The 16,256-nt window shown below is 71.5% G+C and carries 16 protein-coding genes, 1 pseudogene and 2 riboswitches; of the genes and pseudogenes, 13 read left to right on the top strand and 4 right to left on the bottom strand.

Annotated elements, in window-relative coordinates:
• Positions 1-107: 107 nt before the first annotated feature.
• The gene (locus ACIQU6_RS19180; protein ID WP_403482813.1) at positions 108-548 is read right to left on the bottom strand and encodes an ATP-binding protein; all 441 of its coding nucleotides are present in this window, start codon (positions 546-548) and stop codon (positions 108-110) included.
• A 369-nt stretch (positions 549-917) separates the two neighbouring features.
• Here ACIQU6_RS19180 and ACIQU6_RS19185 point away from each other — a divergent pair, with 369 nt between their 5' ends.
• The 3 genes from ACIQU6_RS19185 to ACIQU6_RS19195 are packed head-to-tail and all read left to right on the top strand — an operon-like array spanning position 918 to position 2,223.
• Complete coding sequence (locus ACIQU6_RS19185) at positions 918-1,259, top strand: ArsR/SmtB family transcription factor (protein WP_403482814.1); 342 nt, start codon at positions 918-920, stop codon at positions 1,257-1,259.
• Between the two features lie 58 nt (positions 1,260-1,317).
• On the top strand, positions 1,318-1,746 hold the full coding sequence (locus tag ACIQU6_RS19190; RefSeq protein ID WP_403482815.1) for an ATP-binding protein: 429 nt from the start codon (positions 1,318-1,320) through the stop codon (positions 1,744-1,746).
• A gap of 42 nt (positions 1,747-1,788) precedes the next feature.
• On the top strand, positions 1,789-2,223 hold the full coding sequence (locus ACIQU6_RS19195; protein ID WP_403482816.1) for an anti-sigma factor antagonist: 435 nt from the start codon (positions 1,789-1,791) through the stop codon (positions 2,221-2,223).
• A 67-nt stretch (positions 2,224-2,290) separates the two neighbouring features.
• Here the strand turns inward: ACIQU6_RS19195 and ACIQU6_RS19200 are convergent, their stop codons facing one another.
• The gene (locus ACIQU6_RS19200; RefSeq protein WP_403482817.1) at positions 2,291-3,334 is read right to left on the bottom strand and encodes a D-alanine--D-alanine ligase; all 1,044 of its coding nucleotides are present in this window, start codon (positions 3,332-3,334) and stop codon (positions 2,291-2,293) included.
• A gap of 340 nt (positions 3,335-3,674) precedes the next feature.
• Here ACIQU6_RS19200 and ACIQU6_RS19205 point away from each other — a divergent pair, with 340 nt between their 5' ends.
• Positions 3,675-4,025: an ArsR/SmtB family transcription factor gene (locus tag ACIQU6_RS19205; protein WP_403482818.1), complete on the top strand. Its 351-nt coding sequence runs from the start codon at positions 3,675-3,677 to the stop codon at positions 4,023-4,025.
• A 12-nt stretch (positions 4,026-4,037) separates the two neighbouring features.
• Here the strand turns inward: ACIQU6_RS19205 and ACIQU6_RS19210 are convergent.
• Together ACIQU6_RS19210 and ACIQU6_RS19215 are read right to left on the bottom strand one after the other, a co-directional pair.
• Positions 4,038-4,181 (bottom strand): annotated as a pseudogene (locus ACIQU6_RS19210) (sugar phosphate isomerase/epimerase); the annotation flags it as partial.
• A gap of 103 nt (positions 4,182-4,284) precedes the next feature.
• Entirely contained in the window at positions 4,285-5,883 is a 1,599-nt protein-coding gene (locus ACIQU6_RS19215) for a carboxylesterase/lipase family protein (protein ID WP_403482819.1), read from the bottom strand.
• A gap of 253 nt (positions 5,884-6,136) precedes the next feature.
• Here ACIQU6_RS19215 and ACIQU6_RS19220 point away from each other — a divergent pair, with 253 nt between their 5' ends.
• From ACIQU6_RS19220 to ACIQU6_RS19260, 9 genes are all read left to right on the top strand, one after another.
• A complete protein-coding gene (locus ACIQU6_RS19220; RefSeq protein WP_403482820.1) occupies positions 6,137-6,646 on the top strand; it encodes an SRPBCC family protein in 510 nt (169 codons plus the stop codon).
• A gap of 70 nt (positions 6,647-6,716) precedes the next feature.
• The gene (locus ACIQU6_RS19225) at positions 6,717-7,676 is read left to right on the top strand and encodes a LysR substrate-binding domain-containing protein (RefSeq protein WP_403482821.1); all 960 of its coding nucleotides are present in this window, start codon (positions 6,717-6,719) and stop codon (positions 7,674-7,676) included.
• Between the two features lie 161 nt (positions 7,677-7,837).
• Positions 7,838-9,808: a collagenase gene (locus ACIQU6_RS19230; RefSeq protein WP_403482822.1), complete on the top strand. Its 1,971-nt coding sequence runs from the start codon at positions 7,838-7,840 to the stop codon at positions 9,806-9,808.
• Positions 9,809-10,108: 300 nt separating this feature from the next.
• Positions 10,109-10,302: riboswitch (cobalamin riboswitch) on the top strand.
• 32 nt (positions 10,303-10,334) lie between these two features.
• On the top strand, positions 10,335-11,507 hold the full coding sequence (locus tag ACIQU6_RS19235; RefSeq protein ID WP_403482823.1) for a HoxN/HupN/NixA family nickel/cobalt transporter: 1,173 nt from the start codon (positions 10,335-10,337) through the stop codon (positions 11,505-11,507).
• A gap of 168 nt (positions 11,508-11,675) precedes the next feature.
• Positions 11,676-11,904, top strand: a riboswitch (cobalamin riboswitch).
• A gap of 172 nt (positions 11,905-12,076) precedes the next feature.
• Entirely contained in the window at positions 12,077-12,532 is a 456-nt protein-coding gene (gene nrdI / locus ACIQU6_RS19240) for a class Ib ribonucleoside-diphosphate reductase assembly flavoprotein NrdI (RefSeq protein ID WP_403482824.1), read from the top strand.
• A 201-nt stretch (positions 12,533-12,733) separates the two neighbouring features.
• A complete protein-coding gene (locus tag ACIQU6_RS19245) occupies positions 12,734-13,426 on the top strand; it encodes a DUF3159 domain-containing protein (protein ID WP_403482825.1) in 693 nt (230 codons plus the stop codon).
• Positions 13,423-14,622 carry a cytochrome P450 gene (locus tag ACIQU6_RS19250; RefSeq protein ID WP_403482826.1) on the top strand — a complete coding sequence of 400 codons (1,200 nt, stop codon included), beginning with the start codon at positions 13,423-13,425 and terminating at the stop codon, positions 14,620-14,622. Before ACIQU6_RS19245 ends, ACIQU6_RS19250 begins: the two co-directional genes overlap by 4 nt.
• 141 nt (positions 14,623-14,763) lie before the next feature.
• Entirely contained in the window at positions 14,764-14,958 is a 195-nt protein-coding gene (locus tag ACIQU6_RS19255) for a ferredoxin (RefSeq protein ID WP_403482827.1), read from the top strand.
• Between the two features lie 47 nt (positions 14,959-15,005).
• Positions 15,006-16,208 (top strand): cytochrome P450, encoded by a 1,203-nt coding sequence (locus ACIQU6_RS19260; protein ID WP_403482828.1) that lies wholly within the window; start codon positions 15,006-15,008, stop codon positions 16,206-16,208.
• Positions 16,209-16,256 lie beyond the last annotated feature (48 nt).

A 16,256-nucleotide genomic window follows, 5' to 3' on the forward strand; every position in this document is an offset into this window, starting at 1 on the left:
GTAGGGCGCCTCCTGGGCGGGACAAGCTGACCGCCCACTTGACCCACTTCGACACCCGGTACCGCGCCTGACCGGGCACGCCGCGAAAGCCCCAAGGCCCCCCCGCCCTACCGGACATCGCCCTCCGGGACGACGAAACTGGCCAGGATCCGCTTGCCCAGGCCGGTCCAGTCGGGCTCCAGGCTGAGCACGCCGTCGTACCAGGCGGCCAACTCCCGCACGGTGCCCAACCCCGTGCCCGGCGTTGCGGTTTCCATGGCCGGCAGCCGGGGATCACGGTCGGCCACCGCCACGACCAGATGCCCGACCCCCCTCTCCACCGTGACGTCCGCCGTGGGTGACTGGTCCGCGGCATGCCGCAGGACGTTGGCCACCAACTCGCTCACCACCAGCAGCGCCACGTCCGACAGCGACGATCCGACGGCTATCCCGCACCGGGCCAGTCTCGTTGCCGTCCCCTCCCGGGCGCGGAGCACCGCCCCCGGTTCGATGAGCACCGTGAAGGTGTCCTGCCGCTGCGACGGCCGGGCGTCCTGACCCTCGGTCACCGGGGCGTCGTGCGGCCTGCCCCACGGCGGAAACCAGTCCGCGTGGATCACGAAGCCCTCGTCGGCAGGGGCCCCGCGGTGTGGTGCCGCGTCAAGAGGGCGGGGTGCCCGGCGAGCATCGTGTCTCCTCCACTTGTGGGTGAGGGGCGCTTCGTGGCGACCGGTGACTTGCAAAACCCTGCAAGTCTATGGGCGGTGAGAGCCGGCTTGCATTGGCCGGATGAGGAATTGCAAAATTTCGCAATCGGTTGGATGCTGTTCGGCCTGGAGATACCGAAATGCCGTAACGCCGTGACCGTGGGCAACCGCGGGCGCGGCCTTGCCGAGTGGCGTCCCCCAACGGGGCGTCATGGGGAAACCCGAGGAGCCATGTCCGTTCCGCTGTACCAGGCCAAGGCCGAGTTCTTCCGGATGCTCGGTCATCCCGTGCGGATACGGGTGCTGGAGCTGTTGCAGGACGGGCCGAAGCCGGTGCGGGACCTGCTCGCCGAGATCGAGGTGGAACCCTCCGGCCTCTCCCAGCAGTTGGCGGTGCTGCGCCGCTCGGGGATCGTCACCGCGACGCGGGAGGGCCCGACGGTCGTCTACGAACTGGCCGGCGGGGATGTCGCGGACCTGATGGGGGCGGCGCGCCGGATCCTGACCGAGATGCTGGCCGGCCGGAACGCGCTGCTGACCGAGCTGCGGGACGCCGGTAGCGCGACGCGATGACGACATCCCGGACCGGCCGGTCGATCACCAGCCGCCAACCCGCCGGCGCGGAGGCGTGATGCTCACACCCCTGGCGACACTGCCCTACCGGCACGTGCTCACGCTGCCCACCGAGCCGTCCGCCGTGCGGATAGCCCGCGAAACCGCCGAGCTGACCCTGAACGGATGGGGCATCGGCCTCCAACACCCGGTGATCGACCCGGCGTTGCTGATCCTGAGCGAGCTGGTCACCAACAGCATCCGGCACGCCGCCGCACACTCCCCGCAGGTCACGGTGATCTACGGGGCCGGCCGGGACCGCCTGGCCCTCGCCGTCCATGACACCCATCCCTACCGGCCGCCCCTGGACGGGACCGTCGCCAGCACCGGCGGTGGCGGCGGACTGGCCACGGTCATGGAACTCGTCCTCGACCTCGGCGGCACGGCGGTCGTCCGTGCGGACGCCATGGTCGGCGGCAAGAGCATCTGGATAACCCTGCCCCTCTGACCCCGCCCCACTCCGACAGGCCGTCCGCGCAAGGGAGTTCACATGACCATCGAATGGCGCTACACCGTCGAGGAGGACCTCGGCGTGCTGTCCGTCGCCGGGTACCTGGGCCCGGACGCGGCCCGTCGCTTCACCGGTGCGATCGGCTGGGTGCTGGCCCGCGGCTCCGGTCCGGTCATCGTCGACCTGGGCGAACTGCGCAGTTGGTCCAGCGAGGGGCAGTTGGCCATCGCCGAGGCGGCCCGCCGGCTGGCCGCGGCGGGCCGCGCCCTGGAACTGGCCGCGATCCCCGCCGACGGCTCCCCCGTCCCGGCCGGCGACAGTTCGCCCCTCCCGATCCACGCCGACCTGGCCGCCGCGCGCGCCGCCCACGATGCGCCGCGGCGCGGCGAGCCCGAGGCGGAGCGCCAAGAACGCCAGGAACGGCACGAGTGGCGCACCACCGGGTGGCCCGCGCCGAAGGACCGGCCGGCGTAGTCCCGAGGGCGAGCGGTGCGCGGCAGCCCCGGCCCGCTCCCCGTCCGGCGTGCCGCGAGGCGGCCGGTCATCGCGCCGACGGCCGTGCGAGGTCAGCGATGCGCTGTATCAGTTCGGGATAGGTCCAGTTGGCCCCGGTGGCGGCGAGCGGCAGCAGGCTCGTCGCCGTCAGGCCGGGAAGCGCGTTGACCTCGATGCACATCGGCGCGCCGTGACCGTCGCAGCGGAAGTCGGTGCGCGAGTACGCATCGGCGCCGAAGCCCAGGGCCCGGTGCGCGCGGACGGCGAGGTCCTGGAGCCGGCGTGCGAAGTCGTCCGGCACCCGGGCTGGGCAGACCTCGCCGACCCCGCCGGGCTGGTACTTCGCCGCGTAGTCGAACAGGGGGGTCGTCAGCTCGATCTCGACCACGGGTAGCGCCCGGCTGCCGACCACGCCCACGGTGAACTCCCGCCCCGGGAGGAACGGTTCGACCATGAGTTCCTCGCCGGCGTGCGCGTCGGCGGCGCGGAGCGCCAGTTCGGGGAGCGAGTCGACCCGGTGGACCGACACGCTCGAACCGCCCGCCACCGGCTTGACCACCACCGGCCCGGCGGCCACCAGTTCCCGTACGGCCCGCGGCACCTCCCGCGTCCCGGGCCGCCACGGCACCCGGTTGGCCACCGGCAGACCGGCCGCGCCCAACACCGCCTGCGCCCGCGGCTTGTGCCAGGCCGCGGCGCAGGCGGCGCTGTCGGCACCGGTGAAGGGCAGCCGCGCCATCTCCAGCAGCGCCTGCACGTGCCCGTCCTCGCCCCAGCCGCCGTGCAGCGCCAGGAACACCAGCTCCGCACCGCGCAGCAGTTCCAGGACCGGACCGCCGGTCAGGGCCGCGTGCATGTGGTGCCGCAACCGCTGCCGGTCGGTCGGGGACGGCGGTTCCTTCCCGACCGCGATCTCCTCGACGGCGTCGCCGGGTTGCAGCGGCCCGGCGAGAACCGGTACGTCGGCGGCCGGGTCGACGAGCGTCACCTCGTGCCCCCGCTCCAGCAACGCCCGGGCCACCGACCGGCCCGAAGCGTGGGAGACGTCTCGTTCCGTGCTCTCTCCGCCGCACAGGATCACCACACGCATCTCTGAGTCCGCCGCTCCGTTCCGTCCCACCCGGTGCCTCGTCGGTCAAGTCCCCGACCCGCCATCACGTCAGGCATCGTAGACACATCGTCTTGGATTTTCCAAGCATGTACTTGGAAAATCCAAGGCATGGGGCATGTGCCGACCCGTTGCTAGTGTTTGCCACCGCTGGGGTCCTCGCCGCTGAAGCCGGCGGCTCGACGCGGTTCGGCCCGGCCGGGTTCGGTCCTGCCGCTGCGCGTACGAGGATGGGCTGCATGACCTTCACGAGTGGGTGGGCGCGCAGCGTCGCGGCCCGGTGGGCGGGACCGTGCTGGTGTGCGGAGGGAGTGGCGACGCGATGAGCACACCGCTTTACCGGCTGAAGGCCGAGTTCTTCAAGACGCTCGGCCACCCCGTGCGCATCCGCGTCCTGGAACTGCTGAGCCAGCGCGAGCACGCGGTGGCCGAGATGCTGCCGGAAGTGGGCGTCGAACCCGCGAACCTCTCCCAGCAGTTGGCGGTCCTGCGCAGGATGAACCTGGTCACGACCCGCAAAGAGGGCTCGACCGTCTACTACGCACTGACCAGCCCGCACGTGGCCGAGCTGCTGCGGGTGGCGCGGGCGATCCTGTCCGGAGTGCTGGCCGGACAGGCGGAGCTGCTGGCCGATCTCCAGGGCGGGCAGGGCGAGCCGTCGCCCCGGCGGTAGGCGGCCAGGGAGTCAGCGGGCCAGCTCCTTGGTGATGCGGTCGAGCATGAACGCCGAGGAGTCGTCGGCGCGTTCCTCCCGGGCGAGGACGCAGGCGGTGGCCACGCCGTCGAAGTCCAGTTCCCGCAGGGTGCCGAAGAAGGCGTCCCAGTCGACCAGCGCCCCCCGGCCGCCCGGCCGCGGCTGGGAACGCACGAACCGGCCGTGAACCGGGGCCGCGTACCCCTGTCGGTACGCGGCCCCGGCTCAGACCTCGCGCTTATGCGTGCGACCAGAGCCGGCAGTGGTGGTCGGTGACGAAGTCCGCGCGGTGGATGCCGCCCGGCCCGGTGTTGAGCTGCTGGACGTAGGGGTCGGTGTCGTCGGTCGACATCCGCGGCCAGCGCGGCAGGTCCCGGGCGTGGGGCGCGCCGGTGTGCGCGAAGGTCGTCCAGTAGTCGACCATCTGCCCGGCCAGGGCGTCCTGGGCGGCGGTGAAGCGGGCGTGCCGGCCGCCGAGGTCGAAGAGGTAGGCGAGCTCGGTGGCGTGTGCGGCGCCCAACGGGAGTTGCGGAGATTCGGGATAGCCGACGTTGGGTGCCTGACGGTCGGCGAACTCGTAGGCGTAGGTGGGGGTTTGACGGGCCAGCAGCCGGTCGGTGGCGAGGGTCGGGCAGGCGAAGACCCGGTCGGTGTTGAGCGCCGCCCAGGCCAGCGCGGGGGTGCCGTAGGTGGCGGGGGAGTAGACCGCCGCCCACTGCCGGGCGCGGTCGCCGAAGGTGTCTCGCAGCAGGGCGCGGTAGGAGTCCGCGGTGATCGGCTGCTGGTGTTGCAGGGTGGCGACGAAGGCCCGCATCTCGTCGCGGGTGTGGCCCTGGAGGACGGGGACCTTGTGGAACCGGCCCTGGCGCAGTGCGGTCACCGGGCGTTGCGGCACCAGTGGCGTGCCGTAGGAGACCTGTTGGAAGTCCGTGTTGGCGCTCAGGAGTGCGGCGACGGGCTTGCCGCGCAGGCACGACAGTGCCCGGGCGGGCTGTGCGCAACCCAGTTTCGCGGCGTCCTGACGGCCAGCGGACCGGAGATCCGTCTGTGAGATCCAGGGGGAGAAGTGACCGACCCCCGGATAGACGGCGTTCCTGCCGAAATCGACCGCGCAGGCGCCGCTTTGAACGATCGCCTTGGCGAACAACCCGGCCGCGCTCGGCGACGTGAGCTGGGTGCAGGTGCTCATTCCGCCGGCCGACTCCCCGGCGAGGGTGACGTTGTGCCGGTCGCCGCCGAAGGAGCCGGCGTTGCGCTGCACCCAGCGCAGCGCCGCCTGCTGGTCGGCCAGTCCGAAGTCGCCCGAGCCGGGCAGGTCCGGATAGCCGAAGTTGCCGAAGATCCCCAGCCGGTAGTTGACCGTCACCACGACGACCCGGCCGCGCACGGCCATCCGGTGCGCGTCGTAGCTGCTGCCGGTGCCGGTGAGGAATCCGCCGCCGTGCAGCCACACCACGACCGGCAGCGGCCGGTGCCGATCCGTCCTCGGGGCGGTGACGTTCAGATACAGGCAGTCCTCGTTCGTACTGCCGCCGCGGACCTCCCCGTTGGGTGTCTGCGGGCAGGCGCTGCCGGGGCGATCGGCGTCCCGCACGCCCGACCACGGTCGGACCGGGGCGGGCGGCCGCCACCGCAGCCGGCCCACGGGCGGCGCGGCATACGGGACCCCGGCGAACGTCCGGTAGTCCCCGTGCTCGACGCCGCGCACCGAGCCCGCATCGGTGGCCACCACCGGCCGCTCCGGCGGCGCCGCCACGGCGGACGACCCCAGACAGGCGGCCCCGGTGAGCCCGGCGGCCAGTACGAACGGCACGAGGCGACGCGAGGTGAACCTCATTTCTCCTCCGTTGAGTCGGGTAGTGGCCGACCCCCGTTGAACCCGTCGGCCTCTGGTGTTTCCCTGCGTTGTGCTCACGCCCCAGCCTCGCCGCCCGGCCGAACTCCCGGTAGGGCCAAGCCTCATGGACCCCGGCATGACATTTGTCCCGGGTGGGAGGGGCGGGCGGCGCCCCGAAGCCGCGGCGACAGTCTTGTACGGCCGTCTCCTCCGCTGATGTAATCGCCGACGACATCAGCGGAGGAGAAGCCCGATGCACATACCCCGGTTCCCGGAGCCCGCCGCCACCGGCACCGTCGCGATCGGCGTCAGCCCGGCCGAGGCGTACGCGGTCGTCAGCGACCCGACCGTCATGGTCCGCTTCGCCGAGGAGGCGTACCGCGCCCGCTGGTTGGGCGGCGCCAGCGGCCCGGCCGTGGGCGCGCGCTTCCAGGGCTGGAACCGCAACGGCCCGCGCCGATGGGCCACCCGCTGCCGTGTGACCGACGCCGAACCCGCCCGGCGCTTCGCCTACGAGGTGACGGCGACGCCGCTCGCCCTCCCCATCTCGCGCTGGCAGTACGACATCGAGCCCACCGGGGACGGCTGCACGGTCACCGAGACCAACTGGATGCGGGTGCCGCTGTGGTTCGTCCCCGCCGCCGTCCTCATCACCGGTGTGCTCGACCGCAGGTCGGCCAACGGCACTCACATCGGCACCACGCTCGAACGCCTCAAGGCCCATCTGGAGTCGGAGCCGAGTCCACGCCCAACGTCCGCGTGAGGCACCGACGTTGGCGTCGTCATCGGTGTCGGCGCCGGCGTCTCCCCGGTCGAGCGGAAGGAGCGTGCGCATGGAGCTGGAGCTTCGGCACCTGAGGGTGCTGTGTGCGATCGCCGACGTCGGGAGCGTGGGGCGGGCCGCGGCGGAGCTGGGCTACTCGCAGCCGGCGATGAGCACCCAACTCCGGCGCATCGAGCGGCACTTCGGGGCCCCGCTGTTCGAGCGGAACGCGTCGGGCGTGGAGTTGACCCCGTACGGTACGGAGGTCCTGGCGCAGGCCCGCGACGTACTGGCCCGGGCGGAGGCCATCGGGCGCCGGCCGGGCGGGAACGCGGCCGGATCGCGCCGGCTGCTCCGCCTGGCTGCGACCAACTCCCCGGTCCTGTCCGGGATGGTGGCCCGGCTGCGGAGCCGACTGCCCGATGTCGCGCTCACGGTGAGCAGCGTGTACGCGTCGTCGGAGATCGTCCGCCTGCTGGAGGGCGGTGCGGTGGACGCGGCCATCGCGGCCGACTACCCGGGGTTGGAGCTGCGGCACTCGGCCGCGGTGGCGCACCGCGGGATCGTCACCGAGCCGTCCTTCCTCGCCCTGTCGGCGCGGCACCGGCTCAGGCACCGGGTGGAGGTGGGGCTCGCGGAGCTGGCCGACAGTGCCTGGTTCGTGACGCCGGACGACGGGGCGGGCTGGCCCGGGGTGTTCTACGCGGCCTGCGAGTCGGCCGGATTCGTCCCGGCCGCGGTGCACGAATTCCTCGGCGACCAGCTCCAGTTGCAGAGCATGATCGCGGAGAGCCTCGGGGTGGCGGTCGTGCAGGCGACGCTCCGGCCGATTCCCGGCGTCGTTGTCAAGCCACTGATCGGAACGCCGCTGTGGTGCCGCTATGTGCTGGCCTGGCGGCGGGAGAGCCTGGCCGACGAGTGCGCCGACACCCTGGTCGGCGCGGCCTCCGCGGCCTACCGCGCGCTGATCGCACAGTCGCCGCACCTGCGGACCTGGGCCTCCCGGACCTGGAGTCTGGCCAGGCCGTAGGGGGTGGCGGACGGGCCGGGGGCGCCGACCCGCGGGCTGTTATGGCCGGGCGGTACCGGGTGCTATGGCACGCGTCGTTGTCGGCGGGAGGGGTGCCTTGAGAAGGTGACGATCACGCCTCGGCCTCTTCCGGGGCGCCTGTCGTCCACGAAGGAGCAGGGATGCGCTCTCGCTTAACCTGGCCCAGATGTGTGATCGGCGGCCTGGCCGCCGGTGCGACGATCGCCGGTCTCATGGCGACGCCGGCGCTCGCCACCCCCTCGTCCAAGTCCGGTGTGGAGCACGCTACTTATCGCACCGCGCCGCACTTCCCCCCGTCCCCGAAAGCCCCCTCGCCCACCGGCCCGACCCTCGGCTCCGGCGAACGTTCCGTGCTCCAGAGCCGGCCGGTCGGCCCCGCCCTACTCCGCCCGCTCAGCGCGAAGAATCCCCCCACTTCTTCGACTGCGGCGGCGGAGCACAGGGGCGGCCAGCGCCCCGCCCCGGCCTCGTGCAGCCCGGGCGACTTCGGCGGCCGCACCGGACCCGACCTGGTCACCGCGGTCAAGGCCGCGACCATGGAGTGCGTCAACTCGCTCTTCTCGCTCGCCGGCAGGGACGCGCACGACGTGTTCCGCGAGGAACAGATGGTCACCATCGCCAACGCCTTCAAGGACGGGGCGTCCTCCTACACCGGTGACAACTCCGGCGAGATGTGGCAGCTCGTGCTCTTCCTGCGCGCCGGCTACTACGTGCAGTACAACCACCCCTCCGACGTGGGCCCGTACGGCCAGAACCTGGCCACGGCCACCGCGGGCGGCCTGGACGCCTTCTTCGCCAACTCCCGCTCGAAGGACGTCTCTTCGGGGAACGGCGAGGTGCTCGGCGAGGCCCTGGTCCTCTCCGACAGCGCCAACGAACAGGGCCGCTACCTGGCCGTCTACGACCGGGTGCTCAAGGGCTACAACGACTCCTACGACACCATCCCCAGCATGCTGGCCGCCGTCAACGACGTCTACACCCCGCTCTGGCGCGGGAACTGGAACGAGGAGTACGTCAAGGCGGTGACGGCCGACCCGAGCATCATCGACACGCTCAACTCGTTCGCGCTGGACCACCTCAAGCTGCTGGGCACCGACAACTCCTTCCTGGACTCCAACGCCGGTATGAACGTGGGGCGTTACGTCGAACACCAACCCCTCCAGGCCAAGGTCCGACCGCTCGTCAAGGGCCTGCTGAACGCCTCGAAGATCACCGGCCCGACCGCGCCCCTGTGGGTCACGGTCGCCAGTCAGGTCGACTTCTACGACAAGGCCAACTGCGCCTCCTACGGAGTGTGTGACCTGGCCGGCCAACTCACCAAGGCGGCACTCCCGATCGACCACCCCTGCGACCAGACCCACACCCTCCGCGCACAGGCCCTGACCGCCGCCGACCTCGACGCCACCTGCGCCAGCCTGCTGCGGCAGGACCCGTACTTCCACCAACTTGTCAAGGACAACGGCCCGATACCCGGCCAACACGAGTCGACCGTCCAACTCGTCATCTTCGGCAGCCGCAACGACTACCAGACCTACGCCGGGGCGATCTACGGGGTCGACACCAACAACGGCGGCATCACCCTGGTCGGCGACCCGACCAAGCCCGACAACCAGCCGATGTCGATCATGTACCAGAAGGACTCCGACGACGGCTTCCCCGCCCGGATCTGGAACCTCAACCACGAGTACACCCACTACCTCGACGCCCGCGACGACATGAAGGGCGACTTCACCCAGCAGACCACCGTCCCGGACGTCTGGTGGATCGAGGGGCTCGCCGAGTACGTCTCGTACGGCTACCGGGGCGTCACCGACGACGAGGCGGTACGCCAGGCCGGCCAACACACCTACAAACTCAGCACGTTGTTCCAGACCACCTACGCCAACAGCAATGAGACCCGCACCTACCCGTGGGGCTACCTCGCGGTCCGCTACATGTTCGAGAAGCACCCGCAGGACGTCGCCACCATGCTGGGGCACTTCAGGACCGGCGACTACGCGGGCGGCTACGCCGTCTACAACCGCGACATCGGCACCCGCTACGACGCCGACTTCGACGCCTGGCTGACGGCCTGCGCGTCCGGTGGTTGCACCGCCAAACAGGCACGCTGACGATCCGCGACGCCGCGCCCCGCTGACCGGACCCGGTCGGTGGCCGCGCCCCACCCCGTGACCGTCGCACCGCCCTCCGCCCCCGTATCGGCCGCCCGCCGATGCGGGGGCGGAGGTGCGCGGGGCCCGAGCGGCAGCCGGCCGGACCCCGGCAGGCGCAGGAGCGTCATCGAATACCCCGGCGCCCCAGCCGCCACGTCGCACAGCTGGCTCAAAAGTGCGCCCTCCCGTGCTCACACGCGCCCCCTCATTGCACGGATTACGCAACTGCACAAGATTGTCGAGGGTCGATTACCGGCCTACTGTTGCTGCCGCCGTGGTGCTCGGGAAGACCGGTGTGAGACCGGGGCGGCCCTCGCCACTGTGATCGGGAAGTCCTCGCGCCATCCCCGCCGGGAACGGCGGGTGCCACTGGGCAGCTGATGCCCGGGAAGGCGGCTGCGCGGACGTTGGACCCGTAAGCCAGGAGACCGGCCACGGCACCGCACAACGACCCATCCACGAGGTGCTGGAGAGGCTGCCTGATATGCCCCTGTTGCAAAATTCCCCCACGCCATCCACCACCGCATCCACCCTCCCGCAGCGCTGGCAGCGGCAGGACTGGATACGCACCGGTGTCCTGTTCGCGGTGATTGCCGCCATGCACCTGGTGGCCTTCGTCATCCTGGCCGCCATGGTGGCGCCGCACCACTACACCGTCGGCAAGCAGGTCTTCGGAGTCGGACTCGGTATCACCGCCTACACGTTGGGCATGCGGCACGCGTTCGACGCCGACCACATCGCCGCCATCGACAACACCACCCGCAAGCTGATGGCCGACGGCCAGCGCCCCGTCTCGGTGGGCTTCTGGTTCGCCATCGGCCACTCCACCATCGTGCTGGCCATGGCGGGCCTGATCGCCGCCGGCGCTAAGGTCGCCGGCACCCTCGCGAACGAGAACTCCGGCGCCCACGTCACCCTCGGCGTCATCGGCACCACCATCTCCGGCGCGTTCCTCTATCTGATCGCCGCCCTCAACCTCGTCGCGCTGGCCGGGATCTACCGGGTCTTCAAGGCCATGCGCGCCGGACAGTTCGACGAGCACGAGCTGGAGAAGCACCTCGCCAACCGCGGCTTCATGAACCGGATCCTGGGCCGGCTGACCCGGTCGATCCGACGCCCCGGGCAGATGTACCCGGTCGGCGTGCTGTTCGGCCTCGGCTTCGACACCGCGACCGAGGTCGCCCTGATGGTCATGGCCGGTTCCGGCGCCGCCGCCGGCCTGCCCTGGTACGCGATCCTCTGCCTGCCGCTGCTCTTCGCGGCCGGAATGAGCCTCTTCGACACGCTCGACGGCACCTTCATGAACTTCGCCTACCACTGGGCGTTCGCCAACCCGGTGCGCAAGGTCTACTACAACCTCACCATCACCGGCCTGTCCATCGCGGTCGCCTTCCTCATCGGCACCATCGAGCTCATCGGCGTGCTGCACGACAACCTCGGCTGGCGGGACGGGCTCACCGACTGGATCTCCAACATCGACCTCAACAACGTCGGCTACCTCATCGTCGGCCTGTTCGTGGTCGTCTGGGCCTGCGCCCTGACCTACTGGCGCCTGGCCAAGCTGGAACACCGCTGGGGCCAGAAGGCGGACAACGCCGACAAGGCCGGCGGAGCCGACGCCACCGACGAAGCCGGCACGGCCAACGAGACCGGCTGACCGTCGCCGTAACACCCGCGCCCCCGTCGGGCTCCGGCAGTGTCACCGGAGCCCGACGGGGGCGCCGCCGTCTGCGAACGGCGCACCGACGCCTGCGGACTTAGGTATACCTAAATCGTGCTCGTGGCACAACATCTGGGTGGGCGACGGCCGCCCGGTTCTAGATGTAGTGTTGTTTGTGCTGGTGGTTCGCCAGGCACACCCGTGCCCGGCGAGGCAAGAGGGAACCCGGTGCGAGTCCGGGACTGCCCCGCAGCGGTGAGCGGGAACGACCGCCGTCAGACGCACTGGGCCCGGAGCACGGGCCTGGGAAGCGACGGCCAGTAGGTGTCCTCCTCCACGAAGGAGGAGGGTGTGCCCGCGAGTCCGAAGACCTGCCACCGGTGCGTGCGTCGACAGCGGCGTACGCGCGCTCCGAGGCCCCGAGGGAGGGCCGCGTGGCAGTCGCACGGACCCGGGTGAGGCGTGTCCTCCTTCCGCCGACCCGGTGCCTGTCGTACGCGCCGCGACGCTCCTGCCCTCCCGGTCCTCGGACGGACACGGGAACGAGCGAGAGGAGACGGCGGCCGATGAGCGGTCTCGTGTATTTCTCCAGCGTCTCGGAGAACACCAGGCGCTTCGTGGAGAAGTTGGGCCTGCCCGCCACCCGCATCCCCCTGCACCCCCACCGCGAGGGGCTGCCGGCGGTCACCGAGCCGTATGTGCTGATCGTGCCGACCTACGGCGGCGGCGAACGGGCCGGCGCGGTGCCCAAACAGGTCATCCGCTTCCTGAACATCGAGGCCAACCGGGCGCTGTTGCGCGGGGTGATCGCCTCCGGCAACACCAACTTCGGTGCGGACTACTGCCTGGCGGGCCGGGTGATCTCGCGACGACGGTGCCGACGGCGACGGGGTGGCCCGCACGGCGGCCTCCGCCGCCTGCCCCACGCCGGCCGGTGCCTGAGCCCGCACCCCCGGCCGCCCGTCGCCGGAATCCCAACCCCACCTAGCAGCAGGCACATTGACGAACATCGGAGCCCGTGACCGGGGAACGGTCACGGGCTCCGGCCCGTTCCGGGGCGCCCGGCGCGGCCTGCGTTCGCAGCAGGCGCCGCCCGACCCCTACTGCGTCCGCAGCAGATCAAGAGTCTGCGGACGGGCGACGACAGGGCGGGCGCGGGAGGGCACGGTGGTGACTGTCCGAGCCGCCGAACGACCGGCATCCGTTGAGGGGTTGGAACCACCGTGCATCCTGGGGAACACCGTGCGGACGCCGCCGGAGCCGCCGTCCGGCGCCGGCTGCGGGGCGTGGCGATCGATATCGCCCCGGTCTTCGGATTCACCGTGAGCTTCGCCGTCACGCATCGGTTGGTGGTCGCGCTGGCACTGGCCGTGGCGGCCGCGGCCGGGATCTGTGTGTACCGGATCGCGCGTGCGGAATCCGCGCGGCGTGCGCTCGCCGCGCTCTGCCTGATCTGCGTCGGGGGCGTGCTCGCCGCCCGCACCGGCCGGGCAACGGACTTCTTCCTCCCCGGCCTGGCGCTGCACAGCGTGATGGCCGTGGTGACGCCGGTGCTGCTGCTGTGGGGTTGGCCGCCGATGGGCCTGATGGTCGGGCTGATCACGGGGGAGCGGACCCGATGGCGGCGCTGTGCGGTGCGTCGGCGGGCCTTCACCCGGGGCAACCTGGTGATGTACGCCGGCCATCTGGTGATGTTGGCGATCCAACTCCCGCTGTTCTTCACCGGCCAGACGATCGCGCTCGGCTCGGTCGACGCGTTCGGACCGGTCGTCCTCGCGCTCGGCGCGCTGGTGGGATGGCGCGTCTACCGGCGCTGCGTCGGCGCGCACCGCTGCGGCATCCCCGGCCCCCTGAGCGCCGAGCCGACCCCCTGCACCCCAACCTCCCACCCCGTGGAAAGGGCCTCCCAGTCATGACCGCAACACGACCCGACGTGACGACCCAACCGACCGTGCGGACCTGTCCGTTCGACCCGCCGCCGGAGTACCGCACGCTGCGCGAACAGCACCCCGTCGCGGAGGTGACCCTGCCCGACGGCGTGGCCGGCTGGCTGATCACGGGGTACGAGGAGGCGCGGGCGGCACTGGCCGATCCGCGGTTGAGCTCCCGGCGCCGTCGCCTGCGGACCGGGAGCGGGCCCGTGGACGACGCCGAGCTGCCGGTGCCCACGCCGGGGAACTTCCTGATGATGGACCCGCCGGAGCACACCCGGCTCCGCCGGCTGCTCACCGGCCAGTTCACCGTGCGGCGGATGCGGCAACTGACCCCCGCGGTGGAGAAGATCGTCGCCGAGCGGCTGGACGCGATGGCCGCCGCCGGGGGCCCGATCGACCTCGTGCGGGCCTTCGCGCTGCCGGTCCCCTCGTTGGTGATCTGCGTGCTGCTCGGCGTGCCCTACGCCGACCGGGAGGACTTCCAGCGGGATTCCGCCACCCTCATCCGGCTCGACGCCAGTCTCGACGAAGCCCAACGGGCCCACCAGGCACTGACCGGCTTCCTCGGCCGACTCGTGTGCGCCAAGCGGGCCGAGCCCGGCGACGACATCCTCAGTGGCCTGGTGCGGACCGGCGAACTGACCGACGAGGAACTGGCCGGCGTCGGGGTGCTGTTGCTGCTCGCCGGGCACGAGACGACGGCCAACATGATCGCGCTCGGCACCATGTGCCTGTTGCGCCACCCCGACCAGTGGGAGGCGTTGCGGAACGACCCGGCGCTGATGGACACGGCCGTCGAGGAGCTGCTGCGCTATCTGAGCGTCATTCAGTACGGGGTGCGCCGCACGGCCCTGGAGGACGTGGAGTTGGGCGGCCACCGGATACCGGCCGGCTCGACGGTGGTGGCCAGCCTGCCGTCCGGAAACCGCGATGCGGCACACTTCACCGGCGACCCCGACCAGTTGGACGTCGGCCGACCGTACCGCCCCCACCTGGCCTTCGGCCACGGCATCCACCAGTGCCTGGGACAGCAACTGGCCCGGGTGGAGATGAAGGCGGCCCTCTCCGCGCTGCTCGACCGCTTCCCGGACCTGCGCCTGGCGCTGCCGGCGGAACAGGTCCCGATGCGCCACGACATGATCGTCTACGGCGTCCACGAGCTCCCGGTGACCTGGTAGCCCGCGGCGCTCGCGCCGGACGACCATGCCGGGCAGCCATGCCAGGCAGGCCGGTTGACCCTTTGCCGCACCGGTCCGGCAGTCCGGCAGTCCAGGAACGCAACCGCCCCGCCGCACCGACGACACGACGAGGAAGACCCGATGAAGATCACCATTGACCAGGACAAGTGCGTGGGCGCCGGGCAGTGCGTGCTGGCCGCCGCCGAGGTCTTCGACCAGCGCGACGAGGACGGCATCGTCGTCCTCCTCGACCCCGCCCCGCCGCAGCAGGCGCTGGCCGAGGTCGAGGACGCCGCCGGCCGCTGCCCCGCGCTGGCCATCACGGTGCAGCCGTAGGGCCTGTCCGCCACCGTCACCACGCCCCCAACTCCGAGGAGCCTGACGTGTCTTGTCCCGTGCACGAACCCATCCCCCTGCCGCGCGAACGCGACCACGCCCTCGGCCCGGTCCGCGCACTGCCCGAGCTGCTGCGCACGGAACCGGTGCGCAGGGTCCGCTTCCCCAACGGCATCGATGCCTGGCTGGTCTCCGGCACCGCGTACTTCCGCGCCGTGATGGGCGACCCGCAGCGGTTCAGCAGCCGCCGGGACGACATCGAACCGCAACTGCGGGCGGTATCCAGGCCGCCGATGGACAACCCGGCCGCGTTCAACACCGCCGACGGTGAGGAACACCAGCACTTCCGCCGGAAGTTGACGAAGGACTTCATGGTCAAGCGCGTCGCACGGCTGCGTCCGCGCATCCAGCAGATCGTCGACGACCACCTCGACGACATGGCGCGCGGCCCCGCCCCGGTCGACCTGGTGAGCGCCTTCACGCTGCCGGTGCCGTCCCTGGTGATCGCGGAGCTGCTCGGCGTGCCGTACGAGCACCGGGAGGCGTTCCAGGACGCGGCGGCCAACGCCCTGGGCCTGAACCCCACCGCCGAGGACGTGCAGCGCTCCTTCGCGCGGCTCGGCGACATCCTCGCCCCGGTCTTCGACGCCAGGCTCGCCGACCCCCGTGACGACCTGATCAGCCGCCTGCTGCACGAGCAACCCGACCTCGACCGCGCGGAGGTGACCTCGCTCTGCATCGGGCTGCTGATCGCCGGACACGAGACGACCGCCAACTTCTGCGCGATGGCCGTCATCACTCTCCTCCAACACCCCGAGGAACTGGCCAAGTTCACCGCCCGACCCGAGCGGGCCGGGCAGGCCGTCGAGGAACTGATGCGCCGTCTGATGGGCATCGCGGGCGGCGGGGGACTCGTCCGGCGGGCGGTCGAGGACGTGGAGATCGGCGGACAGCGGATCCGTGCGGGGGAGTGGGTCGCGGCCAGTCTGGCCGCCGCCAACCTCGACCCGGCCCTGTGCCCGGCCGCGGACCGGCTCGACCTGGACCGCGACCCCGTCCAGCACGTGGCGTTCGGCCACGGACCGCACGCCTGCCTGGGACAGAACCTGGCCCGCGCCGAGTTGGAGACCATGCTCGTCGGCCTGTTCTCCCGCTTCCCGGGCCTGCGGCTCGCGGTGCCGGTGGCGGAGCTGCCGTTCCGCGACGACATGCTCGTCTACGGAGTGCACTCGCTGCCCGTGACCTGGTAGCCCACCGGACCCGGTCCGTGGGGCGAGGTCCGCGGATCCGCACCTGGG

It is taken from the genome of Streptomyces sp. NPDC090442 (assembly GCF_044769405.1).
Taxonomy (GTDB): domain Bacteria; phylum Actinomycetota; class Actinomycetes; order Streptomycetales; family Streptomycetaceae; genus Streptomyces.

What these genes read in the sequence shown, in the direction of transcription:
- ACIQU6_RS19235 (WP_403482823.1), top strand. Translation starts at nt 10,335, where the DNA reads ATGCCCCTGTTGCAAAATTCCCCCACGCCATCCACCACCGCATCCACC.
- ACIQU6_RS19225 (WP_403482821.1), top strand. Translation starts at nt 6,717, where the DNA reads ATGGAGCTGGAGCTTCGGCACCTGAGGGTGCTGTGTGCGATCGCCGAC.
- ACIQU6_RS19205 (WP_403482818.1), top strand. Translation starts at nt 3,675, where the DNA reads ATGAGCACACCGCTTTACCGGCTGAAGGCCGAGTTCTTCAAGACGCTC.
- ACIQU6_RS19255 (WP_403482827.1), top strand. Translation starts at nt 14,764, where the DNA reads ATGAAGATCACCATTGACCAGGACAAGTGCGTGGGCGCCGGGCAGTGC.
- ACIQU6_RS19220 (WP_403482820.1), top strand. Translation starts at nt 6,137, where the DNA reads ATGCACATACCCCGGTTCCCGGAGCCCGCCGCCACCGGCACCGTCGCG.
- ACIQU6_RS19250 (WP_403482826.1), top strand. Translation starts at nt 13,423, where the DNA reads ATGACCGCAACACGACCCGACGTGACGACCCAACCGACCGTGCGGACC.
- ACIQU6_RS19215 (WP_403482819.1), bottom strand. Translation starts at nt 5,883, where the DNA reads ATGAGGTTCACCTCGCGTCGCCTCGTGCCGTTCGTACTGGCCGCCGGG.
- ACIQU6_RS19200 (WP_403482817.1), bottom strand. Translation starts at nt 3,334, where the DNA reads ATGCGTGTGGTGATCCTGTGCGGCGGAGAGAGCACGGAACGAGACGTC.
- ACIQU6_RS19195 (WP_403482816.1), top strand. Translation starts at nt 1,789, where the DNA reads ATGACCATCGAATGGCGCTACACCGTCGAGGAGGACCTCGGCGTGCTG.
- ACIQU6_RS19185 (WP_403482814.1), top strand. Translation starts at nt 918, where the DNA reads ATGTCCGTTCCGCTGTACCAGGCCAAGGCCGAGTTCTTCCGGATGCTC.
- ACIQU6_RS19190 (WP_403482815.1), top strand. Translation starts at nt 1,318, where the DNA reads ATGCTCACACCCCTGGCGACACTGCCCTACCGGCACGTGCTCACGCTG.
- ACIQU6_RS19230 (WP_403482822.1), top strand. Translation starts at nt 7,838, where the DNA reads ATGCGCTCTCGCTTAACCTGGCCCAGATGTGTGATCGGCGGCCTGGCC.
- nrdI (WP_403482824.1), top strand. Translation starts at nt 12,077, where the DNA reads ATGAGCGGTCTCGTGTATTTCTCCAGCGTCTCGGAGAACACCAGGCGC.